The following is a 17,809-nucleotide window of genomic DNA, read 5'->3' on the forward strand; positions in this document are numbered from 1 at the left end:
TTCCCGCGTCACGTCCCACACGAGCCCCGGCAGCGATGCCGGGGCTTTTGCGTTGTGGGCGCCGCCGATTCCATGACGGCCACGACGCCAACCCGCCTGCCGTGACCCGCCTCGCGCCGCGCAGTCATCGTTCCGGCACAGCGAAACGCCAGACACCATCAAGACTCGACCCTAAAGAATTTGCCACAGCTGCCGATACGGCTCTTGCGCACAGTTTTTGTCTACACGTGCGGACCGGCCACGCCTGGGGAGGTGTGCGCCGGCGCTTCAGGGGGAACGAACGGTTGCGTCATGCCGATCGCTGAAGCCGATGTGTCAGGGGAAGGGAAAACTGATCCTGTGTCGGCGTTGGTGGAACGCGGTGTTCGTGCACCCCCAGGCAAGGTCGCGAATTCATCACGATGCTACGCCGGTCACGGGATGGGTTTCTCCCGATCGCTTCGGAGCGCGCGCAGCAGCTCCTTCATTCGACCAGGGGTTTCAACCATGACTTCGTTCCTGCAACGCTACAACGTGGGCCGCCGCCTCAGCGGCGGTTTCGGTCTACTGATCGTACTGTCCTGCCTGCTGGTGGCTGCCGGCCTGGTTTCCATCGCGCAAGCGCGAAGCGAGTTGCACCACATCGTCAAGGTCAACGTCGAGAAGATCCGCATCAGCAACGGCATGCTCGACGCCAACACCCGCATCCTGCTCGCGTTGAGTGCATTGAGCATGGTGTCGGACGAGGCGCTCAACCGGAAGGAGATGACCGAAATCCAGCAAGCGCGTCAGCGCTACACCGACTTGCGCAAGGAACTCGATGGGTTCCCGCCATCTAACGCAAGCGTGAAGCAGCTGCGTGCGGACATCGACGCGCAGCGCGTCGTGGCAGGTAAGCTCAACGACAGGGTGATCGCATTAGCCAACGCCAATCGCAATGACGAAGCGCAAACGCTGCTGAACGAAAAAGCCAGGCCGGTGACGGCCGCCCTGCAGGCCAAGATCCGCGAAAACGTGGCCTTGCAGGAACGGGAGACGGCAGCCGCTTACGGCAAGGCCAACCAGGCGATGGCGCAGGGCCGCAATATGCTGATCGCAGGTGGTATCGCCGTTCTGCTGGTCAGTGGCGTGCTGGCCCTGAGCATCACCCGCAGCCTGACTGGACCGCTGGGCCGCGCCACCCGCGCTGCCGAGGCCATCGCCGACGGCCGCCTGGACAACGACGTGGCCACCGACGCGCGCGACGAGCCTGGCCGCCTGCTGCTGGCGATGGATCGCATGCAGACCCAGTTGCAGCGCTTCTCCGGCGAAACCGCGCGGATGATCGAGCTGCATGCCGACAAGGACATGCGTCACCGCATGCCGCAGGACTTTCCGGGCGTGTACGGCGAGCTGAGCAAGGGCATCAACACCATGATGTTCGAGCACCTGGACGCCATCGTCGACGCCATCGGCGTACTCAACGAGTACGCCAACGGCGACCTGCGCCGCGACGCGCGTCGCCTGCCCGGCAGCCGCGCGGTACTGCACGAATCGATGGATGCGGCCAAGGCCAGCCTGCTGGCGATCAACACCGAGATCAAGCGCCTGGCGGCGGCCGCCGCGGCCGGCGACTTCAGCACCCGCGGCGATGCCGAGCGTTTCCAGCACGACTTCCAACGCATGGTGCAGGACCTCAACGCGATGATGGAGGTCAGCGACGTCAACCTGGGCAAGCTGTCGGCACTGCTGCAAGCCATCGCCGGAGGCGACCTGACCGCACGCATGGACGGCGAGTTCCACGGTGTATTCGCCACCATGCGCGACGACGCCAACGCCACCACCGATCAGTTGACCGGCATCGTCGGCCGTATCCAGAGCGCGGCGGTCAGCATCAATGCCGCGGCCAGCGAGATCGCCACCGGCAACGATGACCTCTCGCGCCGTACCGAGCAGCAGGCCGCCAGCCTGGAGGAAACCGCCGCGTCAATGGAGGAACTGACCTCCACCGTCAAGCAGAATGCCGAGCACGCCCGCCAGGCCAACCAGCTCGCCAGCGGCGCAGCGGCGGTCGCCTCGCAGGGCGGCAGCGTGGTCGGCCAGGTGGTCCAGACCATGAGCGGCATCGAGGCCTCCTCCAAGAAGATCGCCGACATCATCTCGGTGATCGACGGCATCGCGTTCCAGACCAATATTCTGGCCTTGAACGCCGCAGTGGAAGCCGCCCGCGCCGGCGAACAGGGCCGTGGCTTCGCCGTCGTCGCCAGCGAAGTGCGCACGCTGGCGCAGCGCTCGGCCAATGCCGCCAAGGAGATCAAGACGCTGATCGACGATTCGGTCCAGCGCGTGACCGAAGGCTCGGTCCTGGTCGACCAGGCCGGCAAGACCATGACCGAGATCGTGGCCTCGGTGCAGCGCGTGACCGACATCATGGGCGAGATCTCCGCGGCCTCGCAGGAACAGTCGGCCGGCATCGAGCAGGTCAATCAGACCGTCACCCAGATGGACGAGGCCACCCAGCAGAACGCCGCCCTGGTGGAGGAAGCCACGGCCGCGGCGCGTTCCATGGAGGAACAGGCCACGCAGTTGCAGGACGCCGTGGCGGTGTTCAAGTTGGACACGCTGCCTGCGGCAGCGCCGGCCACCATCGCACGGACCTCGCATCCCGCCCCGCGCGGCGCGCCCTCGGTGCACGCTCGCACGCTGCGGCCGGCGCCGCTGCCGTCCGCTGCACTCGCCTAGGCTGTCACCTGTCACTGGCAAGCGTTCTGAACACTTGCCCCGTCGACGCCACGCAGCGGCCGTGTCCCCACGGCCGCTCCCATCTCGGATGTGGCCATGCTGGAACGAGATGACGCTGCCGATGGACGCGCGCCTGCACGGCGGCATGCCTCGAGCCTCGAAGCGTTCGACGTGCCGCGTCGTGCGACCGCGCGGTGTCGCCGTAGGCTGGTCGGCGGGTTCGCCTGCCGACGCGTCTTCGGTCGCCTGCCGCTCGTCGGACGGCCCCGACGTGGCCGCCGTACGCATGCCGTCGCAGACGCCGCTCCGGGCTTGCTCGGCGACGCTGGAATCCAGCGGGCCCGCCCCCATCACGCCCACTGCCGGCGCCGGCCGTCCGCACACCTCCATCACCGCCGTCAGCACCCGCTGCTGCAGCGGCGATAGCGCGGACGCGATGGATCGGCAGCAGAAAGATGCTGCTGGCATCAGGTCCGGCTGCGCCCCAGTGCGCCAAGCGGGCCACGCGGCGCGAGTGCCTGCGCGCGCGAGCGCGATGTCGCGCTAAAGATTCCCGCACCGCTGTCGATACAAGGTTTGGCGCACGTTTTTTGTCTACATCGGTGCGTGCCGGTGCGACCTGGGGAGGTCCGCCTGCGCTTCAGAGGGAACGCTCGGCGCACGCTGCCGATCGCTGAAGTCGGAACAACCGGGGGGAAGCGAGCAGGCCCTGACGATCGATCTTTTCGCGCATGCCGCCGGCATGGGTGCGGGTTCGACTTGCGGTTCTTGCCACGGCGTCCTTCAGGTCGCGTCCATCCCGGCTCCCCGCGCATTACACCGCGCGCCGTTCCTTCATCCGTTCACGGGGGGTCCAACATGCATGCGATCTTGCGACACGAAGAACGCATCCACCGCGCGACCGGCCGACGCCGTCGGCGATTGCGGGTGGAGATGGGGCATGCCGACACCCTGGCCGCCGTCGCGACTGCGGTGCTTTCGAACGACCTGCCTGCCGCGCCCCCGTCATCACGCCATGTGACTGCGGTCGCGGCCAGCGCGGATCTTTCGCGTCTGCCCGAGTAAACCGCCGGCGCCGCCTCCCTGCGCGCCGACCTGCCTTCCCGTTCTTTGGAGAATGAAATGACCCGCTTTCTGCAACGCTACAACGTCGGTGTCCGCCTGTCGGCGGCATTCGGCCTGCTGATTCTTCTTTCGGTGATCCTGGTGGTCATCGGGCTGTCCGGCATGGCCGACGCGCGCAAGCAGTTGGACATGATCGTGCTGGATCGCATGGCGAAGATCGAATTCAGCAACCAGATGCTCGATGCCAATTCCTCCGTGCTGGTCGCGCTGAGCGCCTACACCACCTCCACCGACCCGGCGATCCGCAAGCAGGCGCTGGAGACGTTCACCAAGCAGCGCGAGCGCTACACCGCGTCGCGTACCAAGATGGACGCGCTGTCCAGCACCGCCGCCGGCCGCGCCATCCGCGCCGACATGGACACCAAGCGCAACGCCGCGAAGAAGATCAACGACGCCATCGTCGCGCTGGGCGAGAGGGGCGAGACCGCCCAGGCGGTGCAGATGCTCAATCGCGAAGCACTGCCGGCGACCCTTGCGTGGCAGGGTAAGATCCGCGAGTTTGCCGATCGGCAGAAGTCGCAGGCGGCCGACGCCTACCAGTCGGCGCTGGATGCGATGCACCGCGGCCGCATGCTGTTGATCGGCGGCACCGTGCTGGCACTGGTGCTCAGCGCGCTGCTGGCGCTGACCATTACCCGCAGCCTGACCGCACCGCTGGGCCTGGCCACGCGCACCGCCGAAGCCATCGCCAACGGCGACATGCGCAACATCGTGCGCACCGAGGCCCGCGACGAAACCGGCCGCCTGTTGAACGCCATGGGACGCATGCAGCAGCAACTGCAGGCCGTGCTCGCCGCGCAGGCCGAGATGGCGCAGCGCCACGACGCCGGCCAGATCAGCTACCGCATGGACGAAAGCACCTTCCCCGGCGACTACGGGCGCATGGTCCGCGACAGCAACGCACAGGCCGCCGCGCATATCGCGGTGACCGAGCGCCTGGCGCAGATCATGGGCCGCTACGCCATCGGCGACCTGTCCGAGGACATGGACCGGCTACCCGGCGAAAAAGCCCGACTCACCGAAACCATGGACACGGTCAAACACAACCTGACCGCGATGAACTCCGAGATCAAGCACCTGGCCGGGGCGGCTGCCGCGGGCGACTTCAGCGTGCGCGGCGACGCCGCACGCTTCCAGTACGACTTCCGCTTGATGGTCGACAGCCTCAACCAGCTGATGGCCACCGCCGACGGCAACCTGCAGGCGCTGTCGGCCCTGCTGCAGTCCATCGCCGCCGGCGACCTGACCGCGCGCATGCACGGCGACTTCCAGGGCGTGTTCGCGACCATGCGCGACGACGCCAATGCCACCACCGAACAACTGGCGGCGATCGTCGCGCGCATCCAGACCGCCGCGGTCAGCATCAATGCCGCCGCCAGCGAGATCGCCACCGGCAACGACGACCTGTCGCGCCGGACCGAGCAGCAGGCCGCCAGCCTGGAGGAAACCGCCGCGTCGATGGAGGAACTGACCTCCACCGTCAAGCAGAATGCCGAGCACGCCCGCCAGGCCAACCAGCTCGCCACCGGCGCGGCCGCGGTGGCCTCGCAGGGCGGCAGCGTGGTCGGCCAGGTGGTCGACACCATGAGTGGCATCGAGGCCTCCTCGAAGAAGATCGCCGACATCATCAGCGTCATCGACGGCATCGCCTTCCAGACCAATATCCTGGCGCTCAACGCCGCGGTGGAAGCCGCGCGCGCCGGCGAACAAGGCCGCGGCTTCGCCGTCGTCGCCAGCGAAGTGCGCACCCTGGCGCAGCGCTCGTCGCATGCGGCCAAGGAGATCAAGGACCTGATCGACGACTCGGTGGTCCGCGTCGCCCAAGGCTCGGCCCTGGTCGATCAGGCCGGCAAGACCATGCAGGAGATCGTGACCTCGGTGCAGCGCGTGACCGACATCATGGGCGAGATCGCCTCGGCCTCGCAGGAGCAGTCGGCCGGCATCGAGCAGGTCAACCAGACCGTCATGCAGATGGACGAGACCACCCAGCAGAACGCCGCGCTGGTCGAGGAAGCCACCGCCGCCGCGCGCTCGATGGAGGATCAGGCCGGGCAGTTGAGCCAGGCCGTGGCGCTATTCAGGATCGACCAGCAGGCAGTGGCGGCGGCCCACCACGCTGCCGCTCCGCCGCCGGCGCTCGCCACCGCTACCCCCAAGCGACCGACGGCCAAGTCACCTGCCCCGAAGGCGAACGCACGCCGGCCGGTGGCCATCGCCGCGGCCGCGAGTGGCGGCGGCGCGGACTGGCAGGAGTTCTGATCGCCTCACCCACCTGCCACGGACACAGAGGATCCAAGCCCGGGAGCGCCAGCTCCCGGGCTTTTTTTGCACCAGCGCGCATGGCCCGAGCCCCCTTGCAACGCACCCACGCAGAGCAGAGCGTGAACCCCATTCCGACTGACGTGAAGTCAATGTGAAGCAAAGCTAAATTCGCGCGTCACGGCGGCTTCAAGAACGAAGCGCACATGCCGATACGGGTGTTGCTCACACAAATTGTCTACAAATTTGAATGCGCCGTGTCATCAAGCGACTAAAGCAAGACAAGTCAGAGTGCAGTAAACGCTTCAATCGCAAACGTTTATTTAAAGAATAACTATCAATTAGTTTATTTAAATTCACAGCATGAATATATAGGGCAGCGCCCAGCGCCTACGCGGACATCGACTCAGGCACGGGGTACGCCATCCCCAACGCACCACTTTTCCACCAGGAATACGACGATGACGCTCAAGAATCTCAGTCTTTCCGCAAGACTCGCGCTCAGCTTTTCGGTCATCGTGCTGATCACGGTGATCATCGGCTCGATCACCCTCAGCAGTCTCTCTTCGCTCAACAATGCCGCCGACATGAACGACCACACCTACAAGGTGCTGGCCACCGGCGACATGATGGGGCTCGACGCCCTGAACGTTGAAACCGGCGCACGCGGTTACATGCTGTCGGGCGACAAGCAACACCTGCAGCCCTTCATCAACGGCCAAGCCAACTTCGACAAGAACTTCACCGAGGCCAAGCAGTTGACCTCGGACAATCCACGCCAGCAGGCGCGCTTGGAAAAGCTGCATACCGCGTTCGACGATCTCGTCAACGTGGAAAAGCAGGTGACCGCCCTGCGCGAGCAGTCCAACGATCCGGCGCAGGTCGTGTCGGTGTTCCGCGAAGCGCGCGATCGCAAGGCAATGCAAACGATCCGCAGTCTGCTCGGTGAGTTCCACAACGAGGAAAGCGGGTTGTTGGCCAAGCGCAGCGCAACCCTGAACACGGTGCGCGCGCAGAACAAGTGGGCCGTGCTGCTGGGCAACCTGCTGGTGATCGTGGCCGCGATCGGCCTGGCGATCGTGATCCGCCGGCAACTGCTCAAGCGTCTGGGCACCGCGATCGGCGTGGCCGACGCCATCGCGCGCGGCAAGCTCGACAATACGATCGACCTGCGCAGCAAGGACGAGGCCGGCGTGCTGTTGCTGAGCATGGACAAGATGCAGAGCCAGTTGCAGGCGGTGCTCGCCGCGCAGGCCGACATGGCCAAGCGCCACGACGTCGGCCAGATGAGCTACCGCATGGACGAAACCGCGTTCCCCGGCGACTATGGGCGCATGGTCCGCGACAGCAACGCCCTGTCCGCCTCGCACATCGCGGTGACCGAGCGCCTGGCGCAGATCATGGGCCGCTACGCCATCGGCGACCTGTCCGAGGACATGGAGCGCCTGCCCGGCGAAAAAGCCCGACTCACCGAAACGATGGACACGGTCAAGCGCAACCTGACCGCGATGAACCGCGAGATCAAGCACCTGGCCGGGGCGGCTGCCGCAGGCGATTTCAGCGTGCGTGGCGACACCGAGCGCTTCCAATACGACTTCCGGCTGATGGTCGACAGCCTCAACCAGCTGATGGCCACCGCCGACGGCAACCTGCAGGCGCTGTCGGCCCTGCTGCAGTCCATCGCCGCCGGCGACCTCACCGCACGCATGCACGGCCAGTTCCAAGGCGTATTCGCCACCATGCGCGACGACGCCAATGCCACCGCCGAACAGCTGGCCGCCATCGTGTCGCGGATCCAGGCCGCCGCGGTCAGCATCAACGGTGCCGCCAGCGAGATCGCCGCCGGCAACGATGACCTCTCGCGCCGTACCGAGCAGCAGGCCGCCAGCCTGGAGGAAACCGCCGCCTCGATGGAGGAACTGACCTCCACCGTCAAGCAGAATGCCGAGCACGCCCGCCAGGCCAACCAGCTCGCCAGCGGCGCAGCGGCGGTCGCCTCGCAGGGCGGCAGCGTGGTCGGCCAGGTGGTCCAGACCATGAGCGGCATCGAGGCCTCCTCCAAGAAGATCGCCGACATCATCTCGGTGATCGACGGCATCGCCTTCCAGACCAACATTTTGGCGCTGAATGCCGCCGTGGAAGCCGCCCGCGCTGGCGAACAGGGCCGTGGCTTCGCCGTCGTCGCCAGCGAAGTGCGCACGCTGGCGCAGCGCTCGGCCAATGCCGCCAAGGAGATCAAGACGCTGATCGACGATTCGGTCCAGCGCGTGACCGAAGGCTCGGTCCTGGTCGACCAGGCCGGCAAGACCATGACCGAGATCGTGGCCTCGGTGCAGCGCGTGACCGACATCATGGGCGAGATCTCGGCCGCCTCGCAGGAACAGTCGGCCGGCATCGAGCAGGTCAACCAGACCGTCACCCAGATGGACGAGGCCACCCAGCAGAACGCCGCGCTGGTGGAGGAAGCCACCGCCGCCGCGCGCTCGATGGAGGAACAGGCCGGCCAGCTGAGCCAGGCCGTGGCCGTGTTCAAGATCGAGGCGAGCAGCGCCCCGCTCGGCCAGCCGGCTGCGGCCAGCGCACCGAGCACCGCGCGCCGCCCGGCGGCCCGGACGGCGCTCAGGCCGGTGGCCAAGCCCGCCGTCCGCCCGGTCCGGGCATCGGCCCGGCCGGTCGCGGTCGCGGCAGGCGACGACAGCTGGCAGGAGTTCTGAGCGCGCGCCGCTGCCGCCCGCCTCGCCTCACCGGCCCCGGGAGCGATCGCTCCCCGGGGCTTTTCAGTTTCATTGCCGACCTTCCAGCGTCCGCCACGAGCCGGCGGCATCCTGCGGCGCGGCCGCGCGCCCGGCGATCGGGCACGCGCCGACGGCGCGCGGACGCCTGCAGCCCTGCGCCGTCCGCCGCGGGCGACGGCGCTTCCGGGACCGGCCCCCCGCCCCGCCTCGGTGCCGCAACGCCAGGCGCGCCGCACCTCGATGCCCGCTACATTTCTGGGATGTTGTGCCGATAAGAGATCGTCGCGCACGTTTCCGCTCCTGCCTGCTCTGTCTGCAGGCAGAAGGCTCCAGTCCACGACGGCGCGCTCTGTCCCTCCCCTCCCTCGAGACGACCGCGATGTCCACGACGCCCTCCACACGCCCGAGCAGTGTCGCCACCCGCCTGATGCTGGGCGTGGCCGCGATCGCCTTGCTGTGCTTCGGCATTACCGCCGCCATCATCTATGCCCGCAGCAGTTCCGCCCTGCTCGCCTCCGCAAAGGTCCGCATGACCGACACCGCGTACCTGGAATCCGAGCACATCGGCAACACCATCGGCGCTTCCGCCGTCTCCAACCAGGCGCTGGCCAACGCCCTGCTCGCCCAGCGCGGCCAGGACAAGGCACGCGACCTGTTCAGCGAGAGCCTGCGCCGCGAGCTGCAGCAGCACCCCGACTGGACCGGCGTCGGCACGCTGTGGGAACCGCAGGCGCTGGACGGCAAGGACGCGGACTACGTCAACACCCCCGGCCACGACGCCAGCGGCCGCTACATGGTGTACTGGTCCTGGCAGAACGGAAAACTCGTGCGCGATCCGCTGCGCGACTACGACGTGGCCGGTGCCGGCGACTGGTATCTGAATCCGCGCAAGCTGCTGCGGCCGACCGTCGCCGAACCCTACGATTACGAGATCGCCGGGCAGAAGGTGCTGATGACCACGGTCAGCACGCCGATCCTGGAAGACGGCAAGTTCCTGGGTGTGGTCACCACCGATTTCGGCCTGGCCGGGCTGCAGCAGCGCATCGCCAAGCTGCGCCCGCTCGGCGCAGGCCACGTGCGCCTGCTCTCGCCCGGCGGCGCCATCATCGCCGACCGCGATCCCGCGCTGGTCGGCAAGACGCTGCACGATCCGGCGACCCGCGCCTTGCTGGCCACTGTCGCCCAGGGCAAGACCGTAAGCCGCGACACCGTCGATCCGCAGACCGGTGCCAGCGACGTGGAGGTGTACGTGCCGCTGCAGATCGGCCAGGCCCAGGAGCGCTTCGCGCTGGGCGTGGCGGTGCCCAAGGCGGTACTGATGGCGCAGGCGCGCTCCCTGCTGTGGACCATCGCCGCGGTCGGCCTGTGCGCCGCGCTGCTGCTCAGCGGCGGCCTCTACCTGCTGCTGCGGCGGCTGGTGGTCAAGCCGTTGGCCAGCGCGGTGGAGGTGTCCAGTGCGGTCGCCGCCGGCCGCCTGGACAGCCGCATCCAGTCGCCGCGCAACGACGAACTGGGGCAGTTGCTGGGATCGCTGCACCGCATGCAGCAGCAGCTGCGCGCGGTGCTCGATGCGCAGAAGGAAATGGCCCAGCGCCACGATGCCGGCGAGATCAGTTACCGCATGGACGAGAGCGCCTTCCCGGGCGACTACGGGCGCATGGTCCGCGACAGCAATGCGCTGGCCGCCTCGCATATCGCGGTCAAGCTGCGCCTGGCGCAGATCATGGGCCGCTACGCCATCGGCGACCTGTCCGAGGACATGGAGCGCCTGCCCGGGGAAAAGGCCGTGCTCACCGAGACCATGGACACGGTCAAGCGCAACCTGACCGCGATGAACACCGAAATCAAGCACCTTGCCGGGGCCGCCGCGGCCGGTGACTTCAGCGTGCGCGGCGACGCCGCACGCTTCCAGTACGACTTCCGGCTGATGGTGGACAGTCTCAACCAGTTGATGGCCACCGCCGACGGCAACCTGCAGGCGCTGTCGACGCTGCTCAAGGCCATCGCCGCCGGCGACCTGACCGCACGCATGCACGGCGACTTCCAGGGCGTGTTCGCGGCCATGCGCGACGACGCCAATGCCACCGCCGAACAGCTGGCCGCCATCGTGTCGCGGATCCAGACCGCCGCGGTCAGCATCAACGGCGCCGCCAGCGAGATCGCCGCCGGCAACGACGACCTGTCGCGCCGCACCGAGCAACAGGCCGCGAGCCTGGAGGAAACCGCCGCCTCGATGGAAGAGCTGACTTCCACGGTCAAGCAGAACGCCGAGCATGCCCGCCAGGCCAATCAATTGGCCGCGGGCGCGGCCGCGGTGGCCTCGCAGGGCGGCGTACTGGCCAGCGAGGTCTCGGACAAGATGACCGGCATCGAGGCCTCGTCCCGCAAGATCGCCGACATCATCAGCGTGATCGACGGCATCGCGTTCCAGACCAACATCCTGGCGCTCAACGCGGCGGTGGAAGCCGCACGTGCCGGCGAACAGGGCCGCGGCTTCGCCGTGGTCGCCAGCGAAGTGCGCACGCTGGCGCAGCGTTCGTCCAATGCCGCCAGGGAGATCAAGACGCTGATCGACGATTCGGTCACGCGCGTCGCCGAGGGCTCGGCCCTGGTCGAACAGGCCGGCACTACCATGCAGGACATCGTCGCCTCGGTGCAGCGCGTGACCGACATCATGGGCGAGATTTCCGCGGCTTCGCAGGAGCAATCGGCCGGCATCGAGCAGGTCAACCAGACCATCGCCCAGATGGACGAGGCCACCCAGCAGAACGCGGCGCTGGTCGAGGAAGCCACCGCCGCGGCACGGTCGATGGAAGACCAGGCCGGCCAGCTCAACCAGGCGGTGGCGCTGTTCAAGCTCGAGACCCGCGTCGTGCCACCCGCTACGCCGGCACCCGCGCGCCGTCCAGCGTCGCCCGCGCCAGCTGCGGCCACGGCGGCGGCACCGCGGCGACCGGCAGCGGCCCCGTTGCAGGCGGTCGCACGCACGCCCGTGCCGGCGGACGACGGGCAGTGGCAAGAGTTCTGAGCGGCTGCATCACATGCCGCCACCGCCGCGGCGCCTCGCGCGCCTGGCGGCACTGCCGCACGGCCCTGAGCGAGGCCCGCGGAAGAGCGCTTAGCACGTCACGTTCGTAAAGAAACGGTCGTCAGGGTCGATATAGAAACCGGAACTACCATGCCGTGGGCACCGCGACGCGCCCCCCGGCGCCGGCCGCACTGCGCCCGGATCCCCGGTTCCGACCGAACCGCCAAGGGAGCCACCATGCAGCGACGCATTATCGCCACCTATCTGACCTTGTGCGGCCTGGCCGGCCTCGCCGGGCAAGTCCACGCCGAGGTCGAGCCGATCGCCACCGATCGCCCCGACTTCGTCGAATCCAGCCTCACCGCCGGCGACCGCCGCCTGCAGGTGGAAACCAGCGTGGCCTGGGAGCGCGACGGCACTGTCGATGGCTACGCCACGCCGACCCTGTTCCGCTACGGCATCGGCCCGACCTGGGAACTGCGCCTGGAAACCGACGGCTGGCAGACGGTCGACGTCCCCGTCGGCGACGATGTCTCCGGCTTCTCCGACATTTCGCTCGGCCTCAAGCATCACCTGGCCAGCGAGGTCGGCGGTGCCTCGCTGGCCTGGCTGCTGCACGTGGATCTGCCCAGCGGCGCGCGCGACGTGCGTGGCAGCGGCGCCCGCCCCTCGTTCCGCCTGGTGGCCGAATGGGAGCTCAGCGATAGCGTTTCGCTGGGAATGATGCCCGGCGTGATCCGCGACGAAGGCGACGGCGGGCACCGCTATACCGCCGGCATCTTCGGCGTGGTGCTGGGCAAGGCCTGGACCGACCGCGCCCGCTCGTTCGTGGAACTGGCGCTGCCGCAGATCGCGCATGCCGACGACGGCGGCACCATCGCCCTGCTCGACGTGGGGTCGGCCTGGCTGCTCAGCCAGGACGTACAACTGGACGTGGTGTACAGCCGCGGCCTCAATGACCGTTCGCCGGACCACGCGCTCGGCGCTGGCCTGTCCTTCCGTTTCTGATCGGGCCACACCGATGAAAATCATGCATATGCTGGGGATCCTGGTGCTGGTGGCGGTGCTCGCCCTGCTCGCCCTGGGCGGAGTCGGCTACGGCGCGCAGCAAGCGCTGCTGCGCTCGGTCGCCACGCAGGTCGTGTCCTCCGATGCGCTGCGCAACCACATGCAGGCGGACATGATGCACGACGCCCTGCGCGGCGACGTGACCGCCGCGTTGCTGGCGGCGGCGCGACAGGACGCGGACGGGGTCAAGGCCGCGCGCGCCGCCCTGGGCGAACACGCCAGCGCGTTCCGCAAGGCGCTGGACGACAACCGCACGCTGCCGCTGGACGGCAACGTGCGCGCGCAGCTCGATGCGGCGGGACCGGCGCTGCAGCGCTACATCGCGGCGGCCGACAAGGTGGTGACACTGGCCGAGACCCAGGGCGACAGCAACGCCGCCTATGCGGACTTCACCGCGCAATTCGCTCGGCTGGAAACCGAGATGGACGCGATCAGCGATCGCATCCTGGCGCTGAACGATCAGAGCCGTGCCGCCGCAGAGCGGCAGAGCCAGCACGCCACCTGGCAGCAGACCGGCGCGGTGCTGGTCGCCGTGCTGTGCCTGGTCGCCGCCGCGGCCTGGATCCTGCGCTCGGTCGCCCAGTTGCTCGGCGGCGAGCCGCGGGTGGCGATGGACGCCGCCCAGCACATCGCCGAAGGCCGCCTGGACCAGCCCATTCCGGTCGCGGCCCGACACGGGCGCAGCCTGATGGCGGCGCTGGCGCGGATGCAACGCGAGCTGCGCGAACGCATCGAACGCGAGCGCAGCGTCGCCGCCGAGAACCTGCGCATCCGCACCGCCCTGGACAACGCGTCCACCGGCATGTACATCGCCGACCCCGACCTGACCATCATCTACGCCAACAACGCGCTGCAGACCCTGCTGCAGACCTACGCCGAGGACATCCGCGCCAGCGCGCCGGCGTTCGACCGCGCTGCGCCCTTGCTGGGCCAGTCGGTGACGCTGCTGGAAGTCGGCAATGCGCAGGACGCGGAAATCTACCAGCGGCTGGATCGGCAAGGCGCGGCGCAGCGCGAGGTGCGCTATCGCGAGGTCTGCATCGCCCAGGAGATCTCCGCCATCCGCAACGCCGAGGGCACGCACCTGGGCTTCGTCTGCGAATGGCGCGATCGCACCGCCGAGACGCGGGTGGAGGCGGAAGTGGCCGCGGTGGTGCGCAGCGCCGCCGCCGGCGACCTGTCGCAGCGCATCGACCGCAGCGGCAAGCAGGGCTTCTTCCTGATGCTGGCGCAGCAACTCAACGGCCTGCTCGACGCCAACGCGATCAGCATCGCCGAGGTCTCGCGACTGCTCAGCGCGCTGGCCGACGGCGACCTCGGCGCGCGCATGCACGGCCAGTTCCACGGCATCTTCGCCACCATGCGCGACGACGCCAACGGCACCGCCGAGCGCCTGGCCGACATCGTCGGCCGCATCCAGCGCGCCGCCGGCGACATCCACAGCGCCGCCACCGAGATCGCCCAGGGCAACAACGACCTGTCGCAGCGCACCGAGCAGCAGGCCGCCAGTCTGGAAGAGACCGCCGCCTCGATGGAGGAGCTGACCTCCACGGTCAAGCAGAACGCCGAGCACGCGCGCCAGGCCAACCAGCTCGCCGCCGGCGCCGCCGCGGTCGCCTCGCAAGGCGGCGCGGTGGTCGGCCAGGTGGTCGACACCATGAGCGGGATCGAGACCGCATCGAGGAAGATCGCCGACATCATTTCGGTGATCGACGGCATCGCCTTCCAGACCAACATCCTGGCGCTCAATGCCGCGGTGGAAGCCGCGCGTGCCGGCGAACAGGGCCGCGGCTTCGCGGTGGTCGCCAGCGAGGTGCGCGTGCTGGCGCAACGCTCGGCCAACGCCGCCAAGGAGATCAAGGGCCTGATCGACGACTCGGTCGGCCGCGTCGCCACCGGCGCGGAACTGGTGCAGCGCGCCGGCCAGACCATGCAGGAGATCGTGGCCTCGGTGGGCCGCGTCACCGACATCATGGGCGAGATCTCCGCGGCGTCGCAGGAGCAGTCGGCAGGCATCGAGCAGGTCAACCGCACGATCACGCAGATGGACGAAAGCACCCAGCAGAACGCCGCCCTGGTCGAGGAAGCCACCGCCGCGGCGCGGTCGATGGAGGACCAGGCGGCGCAGCTGAGCGACGCGGTGGCGGTGTTCCGGCTGGAACAGCGCGCCGCCCGTACCACCGGTCCTGCCCCGGATCCGGTTGCGGCGGCCTTGCCGGGACACCCAGCGCACGCTCCACAGGCGTCCCAGCCGAACGCCCAGGCGATCGCCGACGCGATCGGCACGCAATGGCAGCCGCTGACCGCGTAAGGAAATGAACTAGACAGCGTCGGGAATCGTCTTACGACCAACGACCTATCGAGCATCGCGTCGTGACGCCGATATTACATTCGAGCGACGGCGTTTCCGCGTCATACAGCAAGGCACTTGGTTTCTGTTCTTGTCTGACCACCGCGCTCCGCTGCTCCGCCCGCGTCAGCGTCGCGGGAGCCCCGCATGGACGCAGCAGTAGTGGCTGCGTTTCACAGTCAACGAACAGGACGACCAATGAACGCCTTTCTACAACGCTACAACGTCGGACGCCGCCTCGGCGGTGCCTTCGGTCTGCTGATCCTGCTGTCCTGTCTGCTGGTCGTGGCCGGGACGGTCTCCATGTCGCAGGCTCAGACCGAACTGGACCAGATCGTCAAGAACAACGTCGAGAAGACCAGAATCAGCAATGACATGCTCGACGCCAACAACAAGATCCTTGGCGCGCTAGGCACCCTGGCGATGGTGACCAGCGACGCGCTCAACCAGCAAGCGCTGGTCGAGGTCCGGAACAACCGTCAGCGCTACACCGAGTTGCGCGCCGAGCTGGACAAGTTTCCTCCCTCCGCGAAAGGCACGGTGGTGCGTGCCAAGATCGACGCGGCACGGGCGACCGCCCGCGCACTGAACGACCAGGTCATCGCGCTGTCCCTCGCCAGCCGCAACGACGAAGCGCAAGCGCTGCTGATCCAGCGCTCGCGTCCTGCCACGCTGACCTGGAACGGCTACATTCGCGAGAACGTGGATCTCCAGAACGAGCAGTTGCAGGCCGCCTACGCCAAAGGGACCCGTTCGATCGCCAGCGGCCGCAACATGCTGATCGGCGGTGGGCTGTTGGTGCTGGTCGTCAGCGGCCTGCTGGCCCGGACCATCACCCGCAGCCTGACCGGACCGCTGGACCGTGCCACCCGCGCCGCCGAAGCCATCGCCAGCGGCCGCCTGGACAACGACGTGGCCACCGACGCGCGCGACGAACCCGGCCGCCTGCTGCTGGCGATGGACGCGATGCAACAGCAGTTGCAGCGCTTCTCCGGCGAAACCGCGTTGATGATCGAACTGCACGCCGACAAGGACATGCGCCACCGCATGCCGCAGGACTTCCCGGGCGTGTACGGCGAGCTGAGCAAGGGCATCAACACCATGATGTTCGAGCACCTGGACGCCATCGTCGACGCCATCGGCGTGCTCAACGAGTACGCCAACGGCGACCTGCGCCGCGACGCGCGTCGCCTGCCCGGCAGCCGCGCGGTGCTGCACGAATCGATGGATGCGGCCAAGGCCAGCCTGCTGGCGATCAACACCGAGATCAAGCGCCTGGCGGCGGCCGCCGCGGCCGGCGACTTCAGCACCCGCGGCGATGCCGAGCGTTTCCAGCACGACTTCCAACGCATGGTGCAGGACCTCAACGCGATGATGGAGGTCAGCGACGTCAACCTGGGCAAGCTGTCGGCACTGCTGCAAGCCATCGCCGGAGGCGACCTGACCGCACGCATGGACGGCGAGTTCCACGGTGTATTCGCCACCATGCGCGACGACGCCAACGCCACCGCCGACCAGTTGACCGGCATCGTCGGCCGCATCCAGACCGCCGCGGTCAGCATCAATGCCGCCGCCAGCGAGATCGCCGCCGGCAACGACGACCTGTCGCGCCGCACCGAGCAGCAGGCCGCCAGCCTGGAGGAAACCGCTGCCTCGATGGAAGAGCTGACCTCAACGGTCAAGCAGAACGCCGAACACGCCCGCCAGGCCAACCAGCTCGCCACCGGTGCGGCGGTAGTCGCCTCGCAGGGCGGCAACGTGGTCGGCCAGGTGGTCGAGACCATGAGCGGCATCGAGGCCTCCTCCAAGAAGATTGCCGACATCATCTCGGTGATCGACGGCATCGCCTTCCAGACCAACATCCTGGCCTTGAACGCGGCGGTGGAAGCGGCGCGTGCCGGCGACCAGGGCCGCGGCTTCGCCGTGGTCGCCAGCGAGGTCCGCACCCTCGCCCAACGCTCGGCTGGTGCCGCCAAGGAGATCAAGACGCTGATCGACGACTCGGTCGCCCGCGTGACCGAGGGCTCGGCGCTGGTCGACCAGGCCGGCCGCACCATGCAGGAGATCGTCGCCTCGGTGCAGCGCGTGACCGACATCATGGGCGAGATCTCGGCCGCCTCGCAGGAACAGTCGGCCGGCATCGAGCAGGTCAACCAGACCGTGGTGCAGATGGACGAAACCACCCAGCAGAACGCCGCGCTGGTGGAAGAAGCCACCGCCGCGGCGCGGTCGATGGAGGAACAGGCCGGCCAACTCAGCGATGCGGTGGCGTTGTTCAAGATCGACAGCGTCGGTGCCGCTGCCGTCGCTGGCGTGCGCGTGGCACCGGCACCGGCCGTGGCTCCCCACGCTCCGCGCGCCGTCAAGGCGGTGGCGCACACACCGCGTCAACCCGCCAAGCGCGCCGCGGCCGTGGTCGGCGGCGACTGGCAGGAGTTCTGAGTCGCGCGGTCGCCGTGCCGGCGGCACGGCGACCGGTCCCGGCGGCAACATCCGACATCCGCTTTGCCTGTCGTAGGCGCATACCCACGACAGGCAAGGCGT

Annotated in this window: 8 protein-coding genes; all 8 read left to right on the top strand. The window is 68.2% G+C overall.

Annotated elements, in window-relative coordinates; translation table 11 throughout:
- Window positions 1-486 precede the first annotated feature (486 nt).
- Window positions 487-2,700, top strand: coding sequence for a methyl-accepting chemotaxis protein (locus AC1PME_RS10995; RefSeq protein WP_481095891.1), 2,214 nt, complete (start codon window positions 487-489; stop codon window positions 2,698-2,700).
- A gap of 858 nt (window positions 2,701-3,558) precedes the next feature.
- Window positions 3,559-3,765, top strand: coding sequence for a hypothetical protein (locus AC1PME_RS11000; RefSeq protein WP_307550614.1), 207 nt, complete (start codon window positions 3,559-3,561; stop codon window positions 3,763-3,765).
- A gap of 57 nt (window positions 3,766-3,822) precedes the next feature.
- Window positions 3,823-6,084 (top strand): methyl-accepting chemotaxis protein, encoded by a 2,262-nt coding sequence (locus AC1PME_RS11005; RefSeq protein WP_481095892.1) that lies wholly within the window; start codon window positions 3,823-3,825, stop codon window positions 6,082-6,084.
- Window positions 6,085-6,545: 461 nt separating this feature from the next.
- On the top strand, window positions 6,546-8,798 hold the full coding sequence (locus tag AC1PME_RS11010; RefSeq protein ID WP_481095893.1) for a methyl-accepting chemotaxis protein: 2,253 nt from the start codon (window positions 6,546-6,548) through the stop codon (window positions 8,796-8,798).
- A gap of 400 nt (window positions 8,799-9,198) precedes the next feature.
- On the top strand, window positions 9,199-11,847 hold the full coding sequence (locus AC1PME_RS11015; protein ID WP_481095894.1) for a methyl-accepting chemotaxis protein: 2,649 nt from the start codon (window positions 9,199-9,201) through the stop codon (window positions 11,845-11,847).
- A gap of 237 nt (window positions 11,848-12,084) precedes the next feature.
- The gene (locus AC1PME_RS11020) at window positions 12,085-12,855 is read left to right on the top strand and encodes a transporter (RefSeq protein ID WP_307550622.1); all 771 of its coding nucleotides are present in this window, start codon (window positions 12,085-12,087) and stop codon (window positions 12,853-12,855) included.
- Between the two features lie 13 nt (window positions 12,856-12,868).
- Window positions 12,869-15,226: a methyl-accepting chemotaxis protein gene (locus tag AC1PME_RS11025; protein ID WP_481095895.1), complete on the top strand. Its 2,358-nt coding sequence runs from the start codon at window positions 12,869-12,871 to the stop codon at window positions 15,224-15,226.
- A gap of 237 nt (window positions 15,227-15,463) precedes the next feature.
- Entirely contained in the window at window positions 15,464-17,707 is a 2,244-nt protein-coding gene (locus AC1PME_RS11030; RefSeq protein ID WP_481095896.1) for a methyl-accepting chemotaxis protein, read from the top strand.
- Window positions 17,708-17,809 lie beyond the last annotated feature (102 nt).

The sequence above is a fragment of the Xanthomonas sp. NCPPB 901 genome (assembly GCF_056725085.1).